We start from the raw sequence: 18,839 nt of genomic DNA on the forward strand, positions 1-18,839 counted from the left end.
GTGCGCGCGATGCTGAGTGAACGCAGGCTTCAGGTGCTGCGCGCCATCGTCCAGGACTACGTGGGGACCGAGGAGCCGGTGGGTTCCAAGGCGCTCACCGAGCGGCACAACCTCGGCGTCTCCCCGGCCACCGTGCGCAACGACATGGCGGCCCTGGAGGACGAGGGCTACATCGCCCAGCCGCACACCAGCGCCGGGCGCATCCCGACCGACAAGGGCTACCGGCTGTTCGTCGACAAGCTCGCGGGCGTCAAGCCGATGACGGCGCCCGAGCGGCGGGCCATCCAGAACTTCCTGGGGGGCGCCGTCGACCTCGACGACGTGGTGGCCCGCACGGTGCGGCTGCTCGCGCAGCTCACCCGGCAGGTCGCCGTCGTGCAGTACCCGTCGCTGACCCGGTCCACGGTGCGCCACGTCGAACTGCTGTCGCTGGCGCCCGCCCGGCTGATGCTGGTGCTGATCACGGACACCGGCCGGGTCGAGCAGCGGCTGGTCGACTGCCCGGCGCCGTTCGGGGAGTCCTCGCTGGCGGACCTGAGGGCGCGGCTCAACAGCCGGGTCGCGGGCCGCCGTTTCGCGGACGTGCCGGGGCTGGTGGAGGACCTGCCCGAGGCGTTCGAGGCCGAGGACCGCGGTACGGTCTCCACGGTGCTCTCCACCCTCCTGGAGACACTCGTCGAGGAGAACGAGGAGCGGCTGGTGATCGGTGGCACCGCCAATCTCACCCGCTTCGGACATGACTTTCCCCTCACGATCCGGCCGGTGCTCGAGGCGCTGGAGGAGCAGGTCGTGCTCCTCAAGTTGCTGGGCGAGGCGAAGGATCCGGGCGTGACCGTCCGCATCGGTCACGAGAACGCCCACGAAGGACTCAACTCCACGTCCGTCGTGTCGGTCGGCTACGGTTCGGGCGGCGAGGCAGTGGCCAAGCTCGGCGTGGTCGGACCGACCCGCATGGACTACCCGGGAACGATGGGAGCGGTACGCGCAGTGGCACGGTACGTCGGACAGATCCTGGCGGAGTCGTAAGTGGCCACGGACTACTACGCCGTTCTCGGCGTGCGCCGCGACGCGTCGCAGGAAGAGATCAAGAAGGCCTTCCGGCGGCTCGCGCGCGAGCTGCACCCGGACGTCAACCCGGACCCGAAGACCCAGGAGCGGTTCAAGGAGATCAACGCCGCTTACGAGGTGCTCTCGGACCCGCAGAAGAAGCAGGTCTACGACCTCGGCGGCGACCCGCTCTCGCAGGCCGGCGGGGCCGGCGCGGGCTTCGGGGCCGGCGGCTTCGGCAACTTCTCCGACATCATGGACGCGTTCTTCGGCACGGCGTCGCAGCGCGGCCCGCGCTCGCGCACCCGCCGCGGCCAGGACGCCATGATCCGGCTGGAGATCGACCTCGAGGAGGCGGCCTTCGGCACCACGAAGGACATCCAGGTCGACACCGCGATCGTCTGCGGCACCTGCAACGGCGAGGGCGCGGCCCCCGGCACGACCGCCCAGACGTGTGACATGTGCCGCGGCCGCGGCGAGGTGTCCCAGGTGACCCGGTCCTTCCTGGGCCAGGTCATGACGTCCCGGCCCTGCCCCCAGTGCCAGGGCTTCGGCACCGTGGTGCCGACCCCGTGCCCGGAGTGCGCGGGCGACGGACGGGTGCGCTCGCGGCGGACGCTCACCGTGAAGATCCCGGCCGGCGTCGACAACGGCACCCGCATCCAGCTCGCGGGCGAGGGCGAGGTGGGCCCCGGCGGCGGCCCCGCCGGCGACCTGTACGTGGAGATCCACGAGCTGCCCCACGCGCAGTTCCAGAGGCGCGGCGACGACCTGCACTGCACGGTCACCCTGCCGATGACCGCGGCGGCGCTCGGCACCAAGGTGCCGCTGGAGACGCTGGACGGCCTGGAGGAGATCGACATCCGGCCCGGCACCCAGTCCGGCCAGTCGATCCCGCTGCACAACCGGGGTGTCACGCACCTGCGCGGCGGTGGCCGCGGCGACCTCGTGGTGCACGTCGAGGTGCAGACGCCGACCAAGCTCGACCCCGAACAGGAGCGGCTGCTGCGGGAGCTGGCCAAGCTGCGCGGCGAGGAGCGGCCGCAGGGCCAGTTCCAGCCCGGCCAGCAGGGCCTGTTCAGCCGGCTGAAGGACGCGTTCAACGGCCGCTGAGCGGACCCGCTGAACCGACGCCGAGGAGGCGCGGGCCGTCCCGCGCCTCCCGATTCGGCGTTGTCCTGAGGACATGACACCATGCCGTCATGTCCTCCGCACTGACCGATCTGTTCCCCCACCCGATCGTGCAGGCCCCCATGGCGGGCGGCGTCTCCGTGCCCGTGCTCGCCGCCGCGGTGAGCGAGGCGGGCGGGCTGGGCTTCCTGGCCGCCGGGTACAAGACCGCCGACGGGCTGTACCAGGAGATCAAGCAACTGCGGAGCCTGACCTCCCGCCCCTTCGGGGTCAACCTGTTCCTGCCGCAGCCCGAGCACGCCGAGTCGGGCGCCGTCGAGGTCTACGCCCACCAGCTGGCCGGCGAGGCGAGCTGGTACGACACCGAGCTCGGCGACCCCGACAGCGGGCGGGACGACGGCTACGACGCCAAGCTCGCCGTGCTGCTCGACAACCCGGTGCCGGTCGTCTCCTTCCACTTCGGCGTGCCGCGCCGGGACGTGCTGGACGCGCTGCGCCGGGCCGGCACCGTCACCCTGGTCACCGCGACCACCGCCGAGGAGGCGCTCGCGGTGGAGCGGGCGGGCGCCGACGCGGTGATCGTGCAGGGCGTGGAGGCGGGCGGCCACCAGGGCACCCACCGCGACGTCCGCGAGAACGACGGCACCGGCGTGGGGCTGCTCGCCCTGCTCGCGCAGGTCCGCGAGACGGTGGGCATCCCGCTGGTCGCCGCGGGCGGCCTGATGCGCGGCGGGCAGATCGCCGCCGTCCTCGCGGCGGGCGCGAGCGCGGCCCAGCTGGGCACCGCGTTCCTCGTCACGCCCGAGTCGGGCGCCCCCGCCGTGCACAAACAGGCGCTGACCAACCCGCTGTTCGTCCGCACCGAGCTGACCCGGGCGTTCTCCGGGCGCCCGGCCCGCGGTCTGGTCAACCGCTTCCTGCGGGAGCACGGGCCCTACGCGCCCGCCGCCTACCCGGAGGTCCACCACCTCACCGCGCCGCTGCGCCGGGCCGCCGCCAAGGCGGGGGACGCGCAGGGCATGGCGCTGTGGGCCGGGCAGGGCCACCGGCTGGCCCGCGAGCTGCCCGCGGGGCACCTGGTGGAGGTGCTGGCCGACGAACTCGCCGCCGCCCGGACAGCGTTGTCCTCCTGGGGCGGTGTCCGATGACGGCCCCGGTCTTCGTCGTCGACCACCTCGACGCGCACGGCGGTCCCTTCGTGCTCGACGGTCCCGAGGGCCGGCACGCGGTCTCCGTGAAGCGGCTGGAGCCGGGCGAGGAGGTCGTCCTCACCGACGGCGCCGGGCGCCACGCGACGGGCGAGGTGACCGGCACGGAGGGCAAGGACCGGCTGCTGGTGCGGCTGGCGCCGGTGACGGAGGAACCCGAGCCGTCCCCGCGGATCACGGTCGTGCAGGCCCTGCCCAAGGGTGACCGGGGCGAACTGGCCGTGGAGATGATGACCGAGGTCGGCGTCGACGCGATCGTGCCGTGGCAGGCGGCCCGCTGCATCACCCAGTGGCGCGGCGAGCGCGGCGCGAAGGCGCTCGGCAAGTGGCGCGGCACCGCCCGCGAGGCCGGCAAGCAGTCCCGCCGGGTGCGCTTCCCCCGGGTCGCGGACGCGGCGAGCACCAAGCAGGTGGCCGCGCTGCTGACCGACGCCGACTTCGCCGCCGTGCTGCACTCCGACTTCGACCACCCCGGCGCGCCGCTGGCCACCGCCGAACTGCCCGCCGAGGGCGAGATCGTGCTGGTCGTGGGGCCCGAAGGGGGAGTCGCCGCGGACGAGTTGGCGCTGTTCCTGGAGGCGGGTGCGGGGGCGTACGTGCTGGGCCGTAGCGTGTTGCGCACGTCGACCGCGGGGACGGCGGCCGCGGCCCTGGTGCTCGGCCGCACCGGCCGGTGGTCCTGACCGACCGGATGCGGGTCGCCCACCGTAAGGACTCCGTCCGCGCGGACGGTCCGTCAGCTCCCGCCCGTCGTTGGCCGATGCGGTCTACCGGGCCGGGGGCGGCGGTGGCAGGCTGCTGTGCATGGGGGTGACGTGGGCGCGGGCAGGACGGGCGCGCGGGGCGCGGGCGCTCGCCGGGGCGGGGCTCGGGGCGCTCGCCGTCGGCGCGGCCGTGGGCTGCGACCCGGGCGGGCTGAACGCGGCGTCCGTGGCGTACACCACCGACCAGGCCGCGACCCGGGAGCTCCAGCACCGTGACGTCGCCGTGCGCTGGCTGACCTGCACCGGCGGCTACGACGACGGCGGCGCCCACGGGACGGTCGCCTCCGTGGACTGCAAGGGGAAGACGGACGACGGCAGGGACATCACCGTCGACGGCGAGATCACCCGGGCCGTGGACGGGCACTGCGTGCGCGGGGACGTCACCGCCGACCTCGGCGACAAGCAGCTGTTCCGGGTCAGCGGCCTCGGCGACTGCGCGTCGGCCACCCCCTCGCCCGTCCAGCGGCCCCGCTCCGGGCAGCCGGCCCGCCCCACCGCCACGGTCACCGTCACCGTGTGGTGCCCGGGCGACCCGCAGTGCCCGTCCCGGGGCAAGTGAGCGCACGCCTCCGGCCGTTCGGGGCGGCGAGGGCCGGCGCCCCGTGCCGCGCACGGCGCCGTGCGGCCGGCGCCGGCGGACCCGTGCGGCGCCGTCGTGGCCGGTCGCGCAGTTCCCCGCGCCCCCTCAGGCAGGCAGGGGCGGCCGTGATCAGATCGTCCCGGCCCCCTGTCGACGAGCGGCGTGCTTGCATAGGGTGATCGCGTGACACAGTCCGCTGCCCCTGCCGCGTATCTCCGATTCCCGCACCTGCACGGCGACTTGGTGGCCTTCACGGCCGAGGACGACGTGTGGCTGGCGCCCCTGGACGGGGGGCGCGCCTGGCGGGTCAGCGCCGACAACCGGCCCGTCACCGCGCCCCGCGTCTCGCCCGACGGCACCACCGTCGCCTGGACCTCCACCCGCGACGGCGCCCCCGAGGTGCACGTCGCGCCGGTCGACGGCGGGCCCTCCACCCGGCTGACGTACTGGGGGAGCTGGCAGACCCGGGTGCGCGGCTGGACCCCCGACGGGCGGGTGCTCGCGCTCAGCAGCCACGACCAGGCGACGCTGCGCCGCACCTGGGCCCGCGCCGTCCCGCTCGACGGCGGCCCCGCCACCACCCTGCCGTACGGCCCCGTCGGTGACGTCGCGTACGGTCCGCACACCGTGCTCCAGTCCGCGCCGATGGGCCGCGAGGCCGCCCACTGGAAGCGCTACCGGGGCGGCACGGCGGGCAAGCTGTGGATCGACCGGGAGGACAGCGGGGAGTTCACGCGGCTGCACGAGGACCTCGACGGCAACATCGAGTACCCGCAGTGGGTGGGCGACCGCATCGCCTTCCTGTCCGACCACGAGGGCACCGGCGCGCTGTACTCCTCCCTGGCCGACGGCTCCGACCTGCGCCGCCACACGCCCCTCGGCGGCTTCTACGCCCGGCAGGCGAGCGGCGACGGCCGGCGCGTCGTCTACAGCAGCGCGGGCGAGCTGTGGATCCTCGACGACCTCGACGGCGACGGGCCGCGCCGGCTCGACGTCCGGCTCGGCGGACAGCGCGCCGACCGTCGGCCGCACCCCGTGGCCGCCGCCCGCTGGCTGGGCGGGGCCGCCCCCGACCACACCGCGCGCGGCAGCGCCGTCGAGGTGCGCGGCGCCGTCCACTGGATCACCCACCGCTCCGGCCCGGCCCGCGCGCTGGCCGCCGAGCCCGGGGTGCGGGCCCGGCTGCCGCGCACCTTCCGCGCCGAGGGCGAGGAGTGGGTGGTGTGGGTGACGGACGCCGAGGGCGAGGACGCCCTGGAGTTCGCGCCCGCCACCGGCGTGACGCCCGGCTCCACCCCGCGCCGGCTGGCCGCCGGACGGCTCGGCCGGGTCCTGGAACTGGCCGTGGCCCCCGACGGCAGCCGCGCCGCCGTCGCCGCGCACGACGGTCGGCTGCTGCTCGTCGAGCGGGAGACCGGCGAGGTCCGCGAGGTCGACCGCAGCGACGACGGCGAGGTGTCCGACCTGGTCTTCTCGCCCGACTCGACGTGGCTGGGCTGGTCGCACCCCGGCCCGCGCCCGCTCAGCCAGCTCCGGCTCGCCCACACCACCGACCTGTCGGTCACCGAGGCGACCCCGCTGCGGTTCCGCGACTACGCGCCCACCTTCACCCTCGACGGCAAGCACCTGGCGTTCCTGTCCACGCGCGCCTTCGACCCGGTCTACGACCAGCACGCCTTCGACCTGTCCTTCGTGGTCGCGGCCCGCCCCTACCTGATCACGCTGGCCGCGACCACGCCCTCGCCGTTCGGCCCGCAGCGCCACGGCCGCCCCTTCGACGCGCCGGACAAGGACGAGACCCCCGACGGCGAGGGCACCCCGGCGACCCGCATCGACCTCGACGGGCTGGGCGAGCGGGTCGTGCCGTTCCCGGTGGAGGCCGGCCGCTACTCCTCGCTGCGGGCCGCCAAGGACGGGGTGCTGTGGCTGCGGCACCCGGTGCGGGGCGTCCTCGGCGCCTCCCGGGCCACCCCCGACGACCCCGACCCGCGCACCGAGCTGGAGCGCTACGACCTGGTCCAGCACCGCCTGGACCACCTCGCCGCCGACGCCGACGACTTCGAGGTCAGCGGCGACGGCAAGTGGCTGCTGCTGTGGACCGACGGCAAGCTGAAGGTGGTGCCCAGCGACCGGCGGGCCTCCGGCGACGAGGACAGCGACGGCAACGTCACCGTGGACCTCGGCCGGATCCGCCGCACCGTCGACCCGGCCGCCGAGTGGCGGCAGATGTTCGACGAGAACGGCCGCATCATGCGGGACAACTTCTGGCGCCCGGACCTCGGCGGCGTCGACTGGGACGGGGTCCTCGACCGCTACCGCCCGGTCCTGGACCGCGTGGCCACCCACGACGACCTCGTCGACCTGCTGTGGGAGGTGCACGGCGAACTCGGCACCTCCCACGCCTACGTCATCCCGCGCGGCGGCTCCGGCCGCGGCCCCCGGCAGGGGCTGCTCGGCGCCGACCTCTCCCGGCACGAGGACGGCACCTGGCGCATCGACCGGATCCTGCCCTCCGAGACCTCCGACCCCGACGCGCACTCGCCGCTCACCGCGCCGGGCGTGGCGGTGCGCGCGGGCGACGCGATCGTCGCCGTGGGAGGGCAGCCGGTCGACCCGGTCACCGGGCCCGGGCCGCTGCTGGTCGGGACCGCGGGCCGGCCGACCGAGCTGACGATCTCGCCGTCCGGCGGCGGCGAGCCGCGGCACGCGGTCGTGGTCCCGCTCGCCGACGAGGAGGCGCTGCGCTACCACGCCTGGGTCACCGACCGGCGCGCGTACGTCCACGAGCGCTCCGGCGGCCGGCTGGGGTACCTGCACGTGCCCGACATGCAGGCGCCCGGCTGGGCCCAGATCCACCGCGACCTGCGGGTGGAGGTGGCCCGGGAGGGGCTGGTCGTGGACGTCCGGGAGAACCGGGGCGGCCACACCTCGCAGCTGGTGATCGAGAAGCTGGCCCGGCGGATCGTCGGGTGGGACCTGCCGCGCGGGATGCGGCCGGTCAGCTACCCGGAGGACGCGCCGCGCGGCCCGGTCGTCGCGGTGGCGAACGAGTTCTCCGGCTCCGACGGCGACATCGTCAACGCGGCGATCAAGGCGCTGGGCATCGGCCCGGTGGTCGGCACCCGCACCTGGGGCGGCACCGTCGGCATCGACAGCCGCTACCACCTGGTCGACGGCACCCTCGTCACCCAGCCCAAGTACGCGATCTGGCTGGAGGGTTACGGCTTCGGCGTGGAGAACCACGGCGTCGACCCGGACGTCGAGGTGGTCGTACGGCCGCAGGACTGGGCCGCCGGCCGGGACGTCCAGCTGGACGAGGCGATCCGGATGGCGCTCGATGCCCTGGAGACCGCCCCGGCGAAGACCCCGCCCACCCTGCCGTGACGGCGGGCACCCCCGGGGCGACTACCATGCCCCGTAGATCCAACCGGAGATCCGACCGGAGATCCGACCGGCGTCAGGAGGCACACGCATGGCAGGGGAGCCGCAGGACGACTGCCTGTTCTGCAAGATCGTCGGCGGGCAGGTGCCGGCCACGGTCGTGCGGGAGACCGAGACGACCCTCGCCTTCCGGGACATCAACCCCCAGGCGCCCACGCACGTCCTGGTGATCCCCAAGGCGCACCACGAGAACGCCGCCGCCCTCGCCGCCGACGCGCCGGAGCTCGCCGCCGACGTGCTGCGCGAGACGCGGGCCGTCGCGGAGGACGAGCAACTGGACAGCTACCGCACCGTCTTCAACACCGGCAGCGGCGCCGGCCAGACCGTCTGGCACGCCCACGCGCACGTCATCGGCGGGCGCGGCCTGGAATGGCCCCCCGGATAGGCCGCGATGTCCGTCCGTGAACTGGTCGTCCTCGGCACCGCCAGCCAGGTCCCGACCCGGCACCGCAACCACAACGGCTACCTGCTGCGCTGGGACGGCGAGGGCATCCTGTTCGACCCCGGCGAGGGCACCCAGCGCCAGATGGTGCGCGCCGGGGTCGCGGCGCACGACCTGAACCGGGTCTGCGTCACCCACTTCCACGGCGACCACTCCCTGGGGCTCGCCGGGGTGATCCAGCGGATCAACCTCGACCGGGTCCCGCACCCGGTCACCGCCCACTACCCGCGCTCCGGTCAGCACTTCTTCACCCGGCTGCGGTACTCCACCGCCTACCGGGAGACCGTCGGCATCACCGAGGCGCCCGTCGACGCCGACGGCACGCTCGCCGTCACCGGCTCGTACACCCTCCAGGCCCGCCGGCTGTCCCACCCGGTGGAGTCCTACGGCTACCGGCTGGTCGAGCCCGACGGCCGCCGGATGCTGCCCGACCGGCTGGCCGCGCTCGGCGTGCGGGGACCCGATGTCGGCCGCATCCAGCGCGAAGGCGTCCTCGGGGACGTGCGGCTGGAGGACGTCAGCGAGGTGCGGCGCGGACAGCGGTTCGCGTTCATCATGGACACCCGGCTGTGCCCGGGGGTGCACGCGCTCGCCGAGGACTGCGACCTGCTGGTCATCGAGTCGACCTTCCTCGACGAGGACGAGCAGCTCGCCGTCGAGCACGGCCACCTGACGGCCGGTCAGGCCGCCGCGGTGGCCCGGGACGCCGGGGTGCGGCACCTGGTGCTGACGCACTTCAGCCAGCGCTACTCCGACCCCGACGAGTTCGAGCGGCAGGCCCGCGCGGCCGGGTTCGAGGGCGAGCTGACCGTGGCCCACGACCTGCTCCGGGTGCCGGTTCCCAAGCGACGGTAGGGATCGACGTTAACAATCGACGGTGAACGGGCCGTACGATGCTCTGATGCCTCTGCCGATAGCCGAACTTCACCTGCACATCGAAGGCACCCTGGAGCCCGAGCTGGCCTTCGCGCTGGCCGCGCGCAACGGGGTGACCCTGCCCCACGCCGACACCGACGCCCTGCGCCGGGCGTACGACTTCCAGGACCTGCAGTCCTTCCTGGACCTCTACTACGCGCTGATGGACGTCCTGCGCACCGAGCAGGACTTCGCCGACCTCGCCGACGCCTACCTGGCCCGCGCCGCCGCGCAGGGCGTGCGGCACGCGGAGGTCTTCTTCGACCCGCAGGCGCACACCCAGCGCGGGGTGGAGCTGGGCACGGTGGTCGAGGGGCTGTGGCGGGCCCTCGGGCGCAGCGAGGAGCGGCACGGCGTCTCCACCCGGCTGATCATGTGCTTCCTGCGCGACGAGTCCGCCGCGTCGGCCCTCGCGACACTGAAGGCCGCCGAGCCGCACCTGGACCGGATCACCGGCGTCGGCCTGGACTCGGCGGAGGTCGGGCACCCGCCGGCGAAGTTCCGCGAGGTGTACGAGGCCGCCGCAGCGCTCGGACTGCGGCGCGTCGCCCACGCCGGTGAGGAGGGGCCGCCCGCGTACATCACCGAGGCCCTCGACGTGCTCGGCGTCGAGCGCGTCGACCACGGCCTGCGCTGCCTGGAGGACCCCGCGCTGGTCGAGCGGCTGGTGCGGGAGCGGATCCCGCTCACCCTGTGCCCGCTGTCCAACGTCCGCCTGCGCGCGGTCGACACCCTCGCCGACCACCCGCTGCCCGCCATGCTGGACGCCGGTCTGCTGTGCACGGTCAACTCCGACGACCCCGCCTACTTCGGCGGCTACGCCGGTGACAACCTCGACGCCGTCCGGCGCACGCTCGGGCTGGACGAGGAGCGGCTGCGCGAGCTGGCCCGCAACTCCTTCCTCGCGTCCTTCCTGGACGACGACGAGGAGCGCCGGGCGCGCTACCTCGCCGAGGTGGAGGCGTACCGCTTCTGACGCGTCCCCGGGGCCGCCGCGGCGCCGGCTACCTCCACTGCACGGTGCCGCCCGCCGTGGGTGCCGCGGCCGTCGCCTCGATCTTCGTGCGGATCTCCGCCATGACGGCCACGATGCGCGCCTCGTGCTCCGGCGACAGCCGCGCCAACGGCACCGAGCAGCTGACCGCGTCCCGCGCGGGGGTGTCGTAGCGCAGCGCGAAGCCGAAGCCGACCAGGCCCGGGACGCCCTCCTCGCGGTCCACCGAGTGACCGCGGGCGCGGGTCGCCGCGAGGTCGGCGGCCAGGGACGCCCGGGTGGTGTGCGTGTGCGGGGTGAGCGCCGCGTACGGCCCCTCGGGCAGCTCGGCGTCCGGGCGTTCCGCCAGCAGCGCCTTGCCCAGCGCGCCCGCGTGGGCGGGCAGGCGCCGGCCGACCCTGCTGATCGTCCTGAGGTAGGCGTGCGACTCCCGCGTCGCCAGGTACGCCACGTCCCGGCCGTCCAGGCGCCCCAGGTGGATCGTCTCGCCGAGCGCCTCGGACGCCTCGTCGAGGTAGGGGCGCGCGGCGCGCACGCGCGGATCGGAGTCCAGGTAGCTCGTGCCGGTGAGCAGGGCGCGGATGCCGATGCCGTACAGCGAGCCGGTGACGTCGGTGCGCACCCAGCCGCGGGCGGCGAGGGTCTGCAGCAGCGCGTACATCGAGCTGCGCGGCACGCCCAGTTCGTCGGCCAGCTCCTGCAGCCGGGCCGGGCGGTCACCGCGCCCCGCGAGCAGTTCGAGCAGCTCGACCGTGCGCGCGGCGGACTTCACCTCGCGGACGCCTCCCGTGCCGCCGTCTGTCTCCGCCATGTGCCGATCGTAAGCGGGTGGCCGGGGCGGGCCGCGAGGGCGGGGGTGCCGGCGCCATTGACGGGTGTCGTTCGCGTACCTAACCTTCATCCCTGTACGTGGATGACGTCTACATGGGGAGATGAGCGAGGGTGAGCCTCGACACCGACACGGCCCGGCGGCTGCGGGAGGGCATGGCGCGCGGGGTGCTGTCGTTCCCGCTCACGAGCTTCCGCGAGGACGGCTCGCTCGACCCGGACGGCTTCCGCGCCCATGTCGCCGACCGGCTCGCGGCCGCTCCCGGCGCCGTGTTCCCGGCCTGCGGCACCGGCGAGTTCCACGCGCTGGACGAGGACGAGTACCGGCGGGTCGTCGAGATCGCCGTCGAGGAGGCGGCGGGCCGGGTGCCCGTGGTGGCCGGCGTCGGGTACGGCTGGGCGCAGGCCGTCCGGTTCGCGCGCCAGGCCGAGGACGCCGGCGCCGACGCGCTGCTCGTGCTGCCCCACTACCTCGTCGCCGCACCGCAGGACGGCCTGGTCGCCCAGCTAGAACAGCTCGCCGCCCGCACCCGGCTGCCCTTGGTCGTCTACCAGCGCGGCCAGGTCGACTACTCCCTCGACGCGTTCCGGCGCCTCGCGCGGATCCCGTCCGTCATCGGCCTCAAGGACGGCCACAGCCACCTCGACCGCCTCCAGCGGCTCACCCTCGCCGCCCCCGAGGGCTTCCTGTTCTTCAACGGCGCCGCCACCGCCGAGGTCCAGGCCCGCGCCTACGCCGCCGTCGGCGTGAGCGCCTACTCCTCCGCCGTCCACGCCTTCGCGCCCGAGATCGCCAACGCCTTCTTCGCCGCCCTGCGCGACGGCGACGACGGCACCGTCGACAAGCTGCTGCGCGTCTTCTACGTCCCGTTCGTCGAACTCCGCGACCGGGCGCCGGGGTACGCCGTGTCCCTGGTGAAGGCCGCGGCCCGGCTGCGCGGCCGTCCCGTCGGGCCCGTGCGCGCCCCGCTCACCGACCCGTCGGCGGCCGACCTGGCCGACCTGCGGACCCTGCTCGCCGCCGGACTCGACCTCGTGGGAGCCGCCCTGTGAACCTCACCGTCACCGACGTGATCCTCACCCCGATCCTGGTCGCCGACCCGCCCCTGCTCAACACCCAGGGCGTGCACCAGCCGTACACCCCCCGGCTCGTCGTCGAGGTCGTCACCGCGGACGGGACCACCGGCGTCGGCGAGACCTACGGCGACACCAAGTACCTGGAGCTGGCCCGGCCGTTCGCCGAGAAGCTGAAGGGGCGTCGGGTCAGCGGGCTCAACGCCCTGTCCGCCCTCGCCGACGAGGTCGCCGTGGACGCCTCCCGGGTCTCGGGACAGGTCGACGTCGGCGGGCTGCGCGGCGTCCAGACCGCCGACAAGCTGCGCCTGTCCGTGGTCTCCGCCTTCGAGGTGGCCTGCCTCGACGCCCTCGGCAAGGCGCTCGGGCTGCCCGTGCACGCACTGCTCGGCGGCAAGCTGCGCGACACCGTCGAGTACAGCGCCTACCTGTTCTACAAGTGGGCGCAGCACCCCGAGGGCGTGCCCGCCGAGCGGGACGACTGGGGCGCCGCCCTGGACCCGGCCGGGATCGTCGCGCAGGCCCGCCGGTTCACCGAGCGCTACGGCTTCACCTCCTTCAAGCTCAAGGGCGGCGTCTTCCCGCCCGACCAGGAGGTCGCCGCGGTCCGCGCCCTCGCCGCGGCCTTCCCCGGCCACCCCCTGCGCCTGGACCCCAACGGCGCCTGGTCGGTGGCGACCTCGCTGAAGGTCGCCGAGGAGGTGGGCGGTCTCCTGGAGTACCTGGAGGACCCCGCGCTCGGCACCCCGGCCATGGCGGAGGTCGCCGCCGGGACCGACGTGCCGCTGGCCACCAACATGTGCGTGACGACGTTCGCCGAGATCAAGGAGGCGTTCACCCGCGACGCCGTCCAGGTCGTCCTGTCCGACCACCACTACTGGGGCGGCCTGCGCGCCACCCGGCACCTGGCCGCGGTCTGCGCCGCGTTCGGCGTCGGGGTGTCCATGCACTCCAACACCCACCTCGGGATCAGCCTGGCCGCGATGACCCACGTCGCGTCCACCGTGCCCAACCTCCACCACGCCTGCGACACCCACTACCCCTGGCAGTCCGAGGACGTCCTCACCGCGCGCGTCCCGATCACCGGCGGCCGGGTCGCCGTGCCCGACGGACCCGGCCTCGGCGTCGAACTCGACCGGGACCGGCTGGCGTTCCTGCACCGGCGGTGGCTGGAGGACGACGGCCGGCTGCGCGACCGTGACGACGCGGCGGCGCTGCGCGTCGTCGACCCCGAGTGGGTCACGCCGGCCGTGCCCCGCTGGTGAGGACGGCGCGCCGGGAGCCGCCGGACGCGACGCGAGCGCGGGGCGCGAGCGCCGCCCGGCTGTCGGCGGGGTGGTGCACACTGGCCTGATCCGCACCATGTCAGGGAGTGCACCGTGACCGCGTCCGGCCCGTCCCACGGAAAGGGACCGTCGCCCCTCACCGAGGGCCCGCACCGCCAGGCCCACGTCGATCCCCTGGCCGCCCTGCGCGCGCCCGGCGACCCCCCGTGGGACGTGTACCTCACGGGCACCGTCTTCCTCGACATCGTCTTCACCGGCCTCGACTCCGCGCCGGTGCGCGGCACCGAGTCCTGGGCGCGCGGCATGGGCTCCAGCCCCGGCGGGGTCGCCAACATGGCCACCGCGCTGGCCCGCCTCGGCCTGCGCACCAGCCTCGCGGCGGCCTTCGGCGACGACCACTACGGCGAGTACTGCTGGGACGCCCTCGCGCAGGGCGAGGGCATCGACCTCACCCCGTCGCGCAGCGTCCCCGGCTGGCACTCGCCGGTCACGGTGTCCATGGCGTACGAGGGGGAGCGCACGATGGTCTCCCACGGCCACGAGCCGCCCCCCGAGGAGCCCGCCCCCGACTGCCCGCCCCGCGCGCGGGCCGCGGTCGCCTCGCTGGTGCCGGGCCGGCCGGCCACCTGGATCGCGCAGGCCGCGGCCCGGGGCACCCGGATCTTCGGCGACGTCGGCTGGGACGACACGGGCGCGTGGGACCTGGCCGGCCTGTCCGACCTCGCCCACTGCGAGGCGTTCCTGCCCAACGCCGAGGAGGCCATGCGCTACACCCGCACCGACTCCCCGCGCGCCGCCGCGCACGCCCTCACCGCGCACGTGCCGGTCGCGGTGGTCACGCTGGGCGCGGAGGGCGCGTACGCGGTGGACCGGCGGACGGGGGAGACGGCCGAGGTGCCGGCGATCGCCGTGGAGGCCCTCGACCCCACGGGGGCCGGGGACGTGTTCGTGGCCGGGTTCGTCACCGGCTCGCTCGCCGGCTGGCCGCTGGCGGACCGGCTCGCCTTCGCCGGGCTGGTGGCGGCGCTGTCGGTGCAGGAGTTCGGCGGGTCGCTGTCGGCGCCCGGCTGGTCGGAGATCGCGACCTGGTGGCGCGAGGTGCAGTCGGTCGAGGGCCAGGACCGGGCGGCCCTGAGCCGGTACGCGTTCCTGGAGCGGCTGCTCCCCGAGGACGCGGCGCGGCCCTGGCCGCTGCGCCGGGCGGTCCCGACGATCGGCTTCGGCCGTTCGAACTGAGCGGGTCGGACACCGGCCCCTCGTCGGCCCGGACGCCGGGCCGATAAAACGCCTACGGCGTTGTCGGTGGCCCGGCGTACCCTTGAATGCGCCAGGCCGCCCGTGTGGCGCGCGTGCCGTATCGAGGAGGACGAGCAAGGCCTACAGAGCCGGCCCATGACTCAGACACCCACAGCTCAGAGCCCCGCGCAGGGGCAGGCGCGAGCGCAGTTCACCGTTCCCGCCCAGCACCCCATGGTGACCGTGCTGGGATCCGGAGACGCCCTCCTGCGCGTGATCGAGAAGGCCTTCCCGGGGGCCGACATCCACGTCCGGGGCAATGAGATCAGCGCGGTCGGCGACCCGGTCGACGTCGCCCTCATCTCGCGCGTGTTCGAAGAGATGATGCTGGTGCTCCGCACCGGGCAGCCGATGACGGAGGACGCAGTGGAACGGTCGATCGCGATGCTGCGGGCGAGCGAGGCGGGCACCAACGACGGTCAGGAGACCCCGGCCGAGGTGCTCACGCAGAACATCCTGTCCTCCCGGGGACGCACCATCCGCCCGAAGACCCTCAACCAGAAGCGGTACGTCGACGCGATCGACCACCACACGGTCGTCTTCGGCATCGGCCCCGCCGGCACCGGCAAGACGTACCTGGCGATGGCCAAGGCCGTCCAGGCGCTGCAGTCCAAGCAGGTCAACCGCATCATCCTGACCCGCCCCGCGGTCGAGGCCGGCGAGCGCCTCGGCTTCCTGCCGGGCACGCTCTACGAGAAGATCGACCCCTACCTGCGCCCGCTCTACGACGCCCTGCACGACATGATCGACCCCGACTCGATCCCGCGGCTGATGGCGGCGGGCACGATCGAGGTCGCCCCGCTGGCGTACATGCGCGGCCGCACGCTCAACGACGCGTTCATCATCCTGGACGAGGCGCAGAACACCAGCCCCGAGCAGATGAAGATGTTCCTCACCCGCCTCGGCTTCGACTCCAAGATCGTGATCACCGGTGACGTGACGCAGGTCGACCTGCCGAGCGGCACCAAGTCGGGCCTGCGGCAGGTGCAGGAGATCCTGGAGGGCGTCGAGGACGTCCACTTCGCCCGGCTGTCCTCGCACGACGTCGTCCGGCACAAGCTGGTGGGCCGTATCGTCGACGCGTACGAGCAGTACGACAGCCAGCACGGCACGGAGAACGGCGCGCACCAGGGCGGCCGGGGGAAGTCCGCGCGCAAGGGGAAGTAGACACAGCACGGCATGTCGATCGACGTCAACAACGAGTCCGGAACCGAGGTCGACGAGCAGGCGATCCTCGACATCGCCCGCTACGCGCTCGCACGGATGCGCATCCACCCGCTCTCCGAGCTCTCGGTGATCGTCGTGGACGCCGACGCCATGGAGCAGCTCCACGTGCAGTGGATGGACCTGCCGGGCCCCACGGATGTGATGTCCTTCCCGATGGACGAGCTGCGCCCGCCCTCCAAGGACGACGAGGAGCCCCCGCAGGGACTCCTCGGCGACATCGTCCTGTGCCCGGAGGTCGCCGCCCGGCAGGGCGCGGAGGCCGCCACGCAGCACTCCATGGACGAGGAGCTCCAGCTGCTCACCGTCCACGGGGTGCTGCACCTGCTGGGGTACGACCACGAGGAGCCCGACGAGAAGGCCGAGATGTTCGGCCTGCAGGCGGCCATCGTGGACGGCTGGCGTGCGGAGAAGGGCCTGACCGGCCCGTCGCCCGCGCCGACCGTGTCATGAGCCCCCAGCTCGTCGCCGGCGCGATCGCCCTGGTCGTCGTCGCCTGGCTCGCCGCCTGCGCGGAGGCGGGCCTCGCGCGCGTCTCCAGCTTCCGGGCCGAGGAAGCCGTGCGCACCGGCCGGCGGGGCAGCGCCAAGCTCGCCCAGATCGCCGCCGACCCGACCCGCTACCTCAACGTGGCGCTGCTGGTGCGCGTCGCCTGCGAGATGGCGGCCGCCGCCCTCGTCACCTACGCGTGCCTGCGGGGCATCGACACGACCTGGCAGGCGCTGCTCGCCGCGATCGGCGTCATGGTCCTGGTGTCGTACGTCGCCGTGGGCGTCTCCCCGCGCACCATCGGCCGCCAGCACCCGCTGAACACGGCGACGGCCGCCGCGTACGTGCTGCTGCCGCTGGCCCGGGTGATGGGCCCGATCCCGTCGCTGCTGATCCTCATCGGCAACGCCCTCACCCCCGGCAAGGGCTTCCGCCGCGGCCCGTTCGCCTCCGAGGCCGAACTGCGCGCGCTGGTCGACCTCGCCGAGAAGGAGTCGCTGATCGAGGACGAGGAGCGCCGCATGGTGCACTCCGTCTTCGAGCTGGGCGACACCCTGGTGCGCGAGGTGATGGTGCCGCGCACCGACCTGGTGGTGATCGAGCGCTACAAGACGATCCGCCAGGCCCTGACCCTCGCGCTGCGCTCGGGCTTCTCGCGCATCCCGGTCACCGGGGAGAGCGAGGACGACATCGTCGGCATCGTGTACCTGAAGGACCTGGCCCGCAAGACGCACATCAGCCGGGACGCGGAGAGCGAGCTGGTCTCCACGGCGATGCGGCCGGCGTTCTTCGTGCCCGACACCAAGAACGCGGGCGACCTGCTGCGCGAGATGCAGGAGGAGCGCAACCACGTCGCGGTGGTGATCGACGAGTACGGCGGCACCGCCGGCATCGTCACCATCGAGGACATCCTCGAGGAGATCGTCGGCGAGATCACCGACGAGTACGACCGGGAGCTGCCGCCCGTGGAGGAGCTGGGCGACGACCGCTACCGGGTCACGGCCCGCCTCGACATCACCGACCTGGGCGAGCTGTACGGCCTGGAGGAGTACGACGACGAGGACGTGGAGACCGTCGGCGGCCTGCTCGCCAAGGCCCTCGGCCGGGTGCCGATCGCCGGGGCGTCCAGCGTCGTGGACCTGCCCGACGGCCGTGCGCTGCGGCTGACCGCCGAGGCGGCGGCCGGGCGCCGGAACAAGATCGTGACCGTGCTGGTGGAGCCCGTCGGTCCGGCCGCCCGGACCGGCGAGCAGCACAAGGAGCACGCGGGGGTCGACGGGACGGGGGCGGAACCGGCGTGACGCCCCAGGAGCTGCGGTCCCTGTGCCTGTCGTTCAACGCGGCCGAGGAGGACTTCCCGTTCGGCCCGGAGACCTCGGTTTTCCGGGTCCTCGGCAAGCTCTTCGCGCTGTCCGCCCTGGACGCCCGGCCCCTGCGGGTCAACCTCAAGTGCGACCCGGAGGACGCGGTGCGGCTGCGCGGGGAGCACCCGGGGCTGGTCCTGCCCGGCTGGCACATGAACAAGCGGCACTGGAACACCGTCGTCGTGGACGGCGGTCTCCCGGACCGCCTGGTGCGCGAGCTCGTGGAGGACTCCTACGACCTCGTGGTCGCCGGCCTGCCGCGCGCCGAGCGACTCCGCCTCGACCGCCCCTGAGCACAGGTCACCCCGCACGTGGCCGGGCCCAGCCCCGTGTCGGGGGCGGGGTGTTCGTATGCTCGGGGCATGACCGAGAGCAACGCGCTTGACCCCGAGGACCGCAAGATCGTCACGCTGGCCCGTTCCGCGCGGGCCCGCAACGGCGTGCCCGAGGGGGCGGCCGTGCGCGACGACACCGGACGCACCTACGTCGCCGGGACGGTGGAGCTGGCGTCGCTGCGGCTGAGCGCGCTGCGCACGGCGGTGGCGATGGCGGTGGCCTCGGGCGCGAGCTCGCTGGAGGCGGCGGCGGTGGTGACCGGGGCGGACACCGTCCCGGCGGAGGACCTGGCGGCCGTCCGTGACCTGGGCGGAGCGGGGACGCCGGTGCTGCTGGCGGCCCCGGACGGCACGGTGCGCTCGACGGTCCCGGCGGAGTGAGGAGGGCGAAGACCCGTCAGGACGCGGGCAACTGACGGCC

The 18,839-nt window shown here is 74.3% G+C and carries 18 protein-coding genes; 17 read left to right on the forward strand and 1 reads right to left on the reverse strand.

All coding sequences use genetic code 11. From position 1 onward, the window contains the following. The first annotated feature begins 9 nt into the window (after nucleotides 1-9). From hrcA to AQJ30_RS32990, 9 genes are all read left to right on the forward strand, one after another. On the forward strand, nucleotides 10-1,026 hold the full coding sequence (hrcA, locus tag AQJ30_RS32950; RefSeq protein ID WP_067241213.1) for a heat-inducible transcriptional repressor HrcA: 1,017 nt from the start codon (nucleotides 10-12) through the stop codon (nucleotides 1,024-1,026). After that, complete coding sequence (gene dnaJ, locus AQJ30_RS32955; protein WP_067241215.1) at nucleotides 1,027-2,160, forward strand: molecular chaperone DnaJ; 1,134 nt, start codon at nucleotides 1,027-1,029, stop codon at nucleotides 2,158-2,160. An 89-nt stretch (nucleotides 2,161-2,249) separates the two neighbouring features. Continuing rightward, nucleotides 2,250-3,326 (forward strand): nitronate monooxygenase, encoded by a 1,077-nt coding sequence (locus AQJ30_RS32960; protein WP_067241217.1) that lies wholly within the window; start codon nucleotides 2,250-2,252, stop codon nucleotides 3,324-3,326. Next, nucleotides 3,323-4,069, forward strand: a complete 747-nt coding sequence (locus AQJ30_RS32965) for a 16S rRNA (uracil(1498)-N(3))-methyltransferase (RefSeq protein ID WP_067241219.1) — start codon at nucleotides 3,323-3,325, stop codon at nucleotides 4,067-4,069. The genes AQJ30_RS32960 and AQJ30_RS32965 overlap by 4 nt, the downstream gene beginning before the upstream one ends. A gap of 121 nt (nucleotides 4,070-4,190) precedes the next feature. After that, entirely contained in the window at nucleotides 4,191-4,709 is a 519-nt protein-coding gene (locus AQJ30_RS32970) for a hypothetical protein (protein WP_067241221.1), read from the forward strand. A gap of 204 nt (nucleotides 4,710-4,913) precedes the next feature. Further along, complete coding sequence (locus tag AQJ30_RS32975) at nucleotides 4,914-8,114, forward strand: S41 family peptidase (protein ID WP_079084457.1); 3,201 nt, start codon at nucleotides 4,914-4,916, stop codon at nucleotides 8,112-8,114. 88 nt (nucleotides 8,115-8,202) lie between these two features. Next, on the forward strand, nucleotides 8,203-8,556 hold the full coding sequence (locus AQJ30_RS32980) for an HIT domain-containing protein (protein WP_067241225.1): 354 nt from the start codon (nucleotides 8,203-8,205) through the stop codon (nucleotides 8,554-8,556). 6 nt (nucleotides 8,557-8,562) lie between these two features. Beyond that, nucleotides 8,563-9,468 (forward strand): ribonuclease Z, encoded by a 906-nt coding sequence (locus AQJ30_RS32985; RefSeq protein ID WP_067241226.1) that lies wholly within the window; start codon nucleotides 8,563-8,565, stop codon nucleotides 9,466-9,468. Nucleotides 9,469-9,514: 46 nt separating this feature from the next. Then, the gene (locus AQJ30_RS32990) at nucleotides 9,515-10,504 is read left to right on the forward strand and encodes an adenosine deaminase (RefSeq protein ID WP_067241228.1); all 990 of its coding nucleotides are present in this window, start codon (nucleotides 9,515-9,517) and stop codon (nucleotides 10,502-10,504) included. Nucleotides 10,505-10,532: 28 nt separating this feature from the next. Here the strand turns inward: AQJ30_RS32990 and AQJ30_RS32995 are convergent, their stop codons facing one another. After that, entirely contained in the window at nucleotides 10,533-11,333 is an 801-nt protein-coding gene (locus tag AQJ30_RS32995; RefSeq protein ID WP_067241230.1) for an IclR family transcriptional regulator, read from the reverse strand. A gap of 131 nt (nucleotides 11,334-11,464) precedes the next feature. Here AQJ30_RS32995 and AQJ30_RS33000 point away from each other — a divergent pair, with 131 nt between their 5' ends. From AQJ30_RS33000 to AQJ30_RS33035, 8 genes are all read left to right on the forward strand, one after another. Further along, nucleotides 11,465-12,403: a 5-dehydro-4-deoxyglucarate dehydratase gene (locus AQJ30_RS33000; RefSeq protein WP_067241232.1), complete on the forward strand. Its 939-nt coding sequence runs from the start codon at nucleotides 11,465-11,467 to the stop codon at nucleotides 12,401-12,403. Beyond that, a complete protein-coding gene (locus tag AQJ30_RS33005; RefSeq protein ID WP_067241233.1) occupies nucleotides 12,400-13,689 on the forward strand; it encodes a glucarate dehydratase family protein in 1,290 nt (429 codons plus the stop codon). Before AQJ30_RS33000 ends, AQJ30_RS33005 begins: the two co-directional genes overlap by 4 nt. Nucleotides 13,690-13,803: 114 nt before the next feature. Beyond that, entirely contained in the window at nucleotides 13,804-14,946 is a 1,143-nt protein-coding gene (locus tag AQJ30_RS33010) for a carbohydrate kinase family protein (protein WP_067241235.1), read from the forward strand. A gap of 156 nt (nucleotides 14,947-15,102) precedes the next feature. Continuing rightward, entirely contained in the window at nucleotides 15,103-16,173 is a 1,071-nt protein-coding gene (locus tag AQJ30_RS33015) for a PhoH family protein (RefSeq protein ID WP_067241236.1), read from the forward strand. A gap of 12 nt (nucleotides 16,174-16,185) precedes the next feature. Beyond that, nucleotides 16,186-16,683 carry an rRNA maturation RNase YbeY gene (gene ybeY, locus AQJ30_RS33020; RefSeq protein WP_067241238.1) on the forward strand — a complete coding sequence of 166 codons (498 nt, stop codon included), beginning with the start codon at nucleotides 16,186-16,188 and terminating at the stop codon, nucleotides 16,681-16,683. Beyond that, nucleotides 16,680-18,020: a hemolysin family protein gene (locus AQJ30_RS33025; protein ID WP_067241240.1), complete on the forward strand. Its 1,341-nt coding sequence runs from the start codon at nucleotides 16,680-16,682 to the stop codon at nucleotides 18,018-18,020. The genes ybeY and AQJ30_RS33025 overlap by 4 nt, the downstream gene beginning before the upstream one ends. After that, entirely contained in the window at nucleotides 18,017-18,376 is a 360-nt protein-coding gene (locus AQJ30_RS33030) for an MmcQ/YjbR family DNA-binding protein (RefSeq protein WP_067241241.1), read from the forward strand. Before AQJ30_RS33025 ends, AQJ30_RS33030 begins: the two co-directional genes overlap by 4 nt. Before the next feature lie 69 nt (nucleotides 18,377-18,445). Next, complete coding sequence (locus tag AQJ30_RS33035) at nucleotides 18,446-18,799, forward strand: cytidine/deoxycytidylate deaminase family protein (RefSeq protein ID WP_067241243.1); 354 nt, start codon at nucleotides 18,446-18,448, stop codon at nucleotides 18,797-18,799. The last annotated feature ends 40 nt before the right edge of the window (nucleotides 18,800-18,839 follow it).

Origin of the sequence: Streptomyces longwoodensis, assembly GCF_001514125.1 — a bacterium.
In the GTDB taxonomy this organism is placed as follows: domain Bacteria; phylum Actinomycetota; class Actinomycetes; order Streptomycetales; family Streptomycetaceae; genus Streptomyces; species Streptomyces longwoodensis.

Bases quoted from the DNA above. Each gene is read 5' to 3' on its own strand.
- AQJ30_RS32990 (WP_067241228.1), top strand. From the start codon at position 9,515: ATGCCTCTGCCGATAGCCGAACTTCACCTGCACATCGAAGGCACCCTG.
- AQJ30_RS32995 (WP_067241230.1), bottom strand. From the start codon at position 11,333: ATGGCGGAGACAGACGGCGGCACGGGAGGCGTCCGCGAGGTGAAGTCC.
- AQJ30_RS32980 (WP_067241225.1), top strand. From the start codon at position 8,203: ATGGCAGGGGAGCCGCAGGACGACTGCCTGTTCTGCAAGATCGTCGGC.
- AQJ30_RS33025 (WP_067241240.1), top strand. From the start codon at position 16,680: ATGAGCCCCCAGCTCGTCGCCGGCGCGATCGCCCTGGTCGTCGTCGCC.
- AQJ30_RS32965 (WP_067241219.1), top strand. From the start codon at position 3,323: ATGACGGCCCCGGTCTTCGTCGTCGACCACCTCGACGCGCACGGCGGT.
- ybeY (WP_067241238.1), top strand. From the start codon at position 16,186: ATGTCGATCGACGTCAACAACGAGTCCGGAACCGAGGTCGACGAGCAG.
- AQJ30_RS33015 (WP_067241236.1), top strand. From the start codon at position 15,103: ATGACTCAGACACCCACAGCTCAGAGCCCCGCGCAGGGGCAGGCGCGA.
- AQJ30_RS33035 (WP_067241243.1), top strand. From the start codon at position 18,446: ATGACCGAGAGCAACGCGCTTGACCCCGAGGACCGCAAGATCGTCACG.
- AQJ30_RS32970 (WP_067241221.1), top strand. From the start codon at position 4,191: ATGGGGGTGACGTGGGCGCGGGCAGGACGGGCGCGCGGGGCGCGGGCG.
- AQJ30_RS32960 (WP_067241217.1), top strand. From the start codon at position 2,250: ATGTCCTCCGCACTGACCGATCTGTTCCCCCACCCGATCGTGCAGGCC.
- AQJ30_RS32985 (WP_067241226.1), top strand. From the start codon at position 8,563: ATGTCCGTCCGTGAACTGGTCGTCCTCGGCACCGCCAGCCAGGTCCCG.
- hrcA (WP_067241213.1), top strand. From the start codon at position 10: ATGCTGAGTGAACGCAGGCTTCAGGTGCTGCGCGCCATCGTCCAGGAC.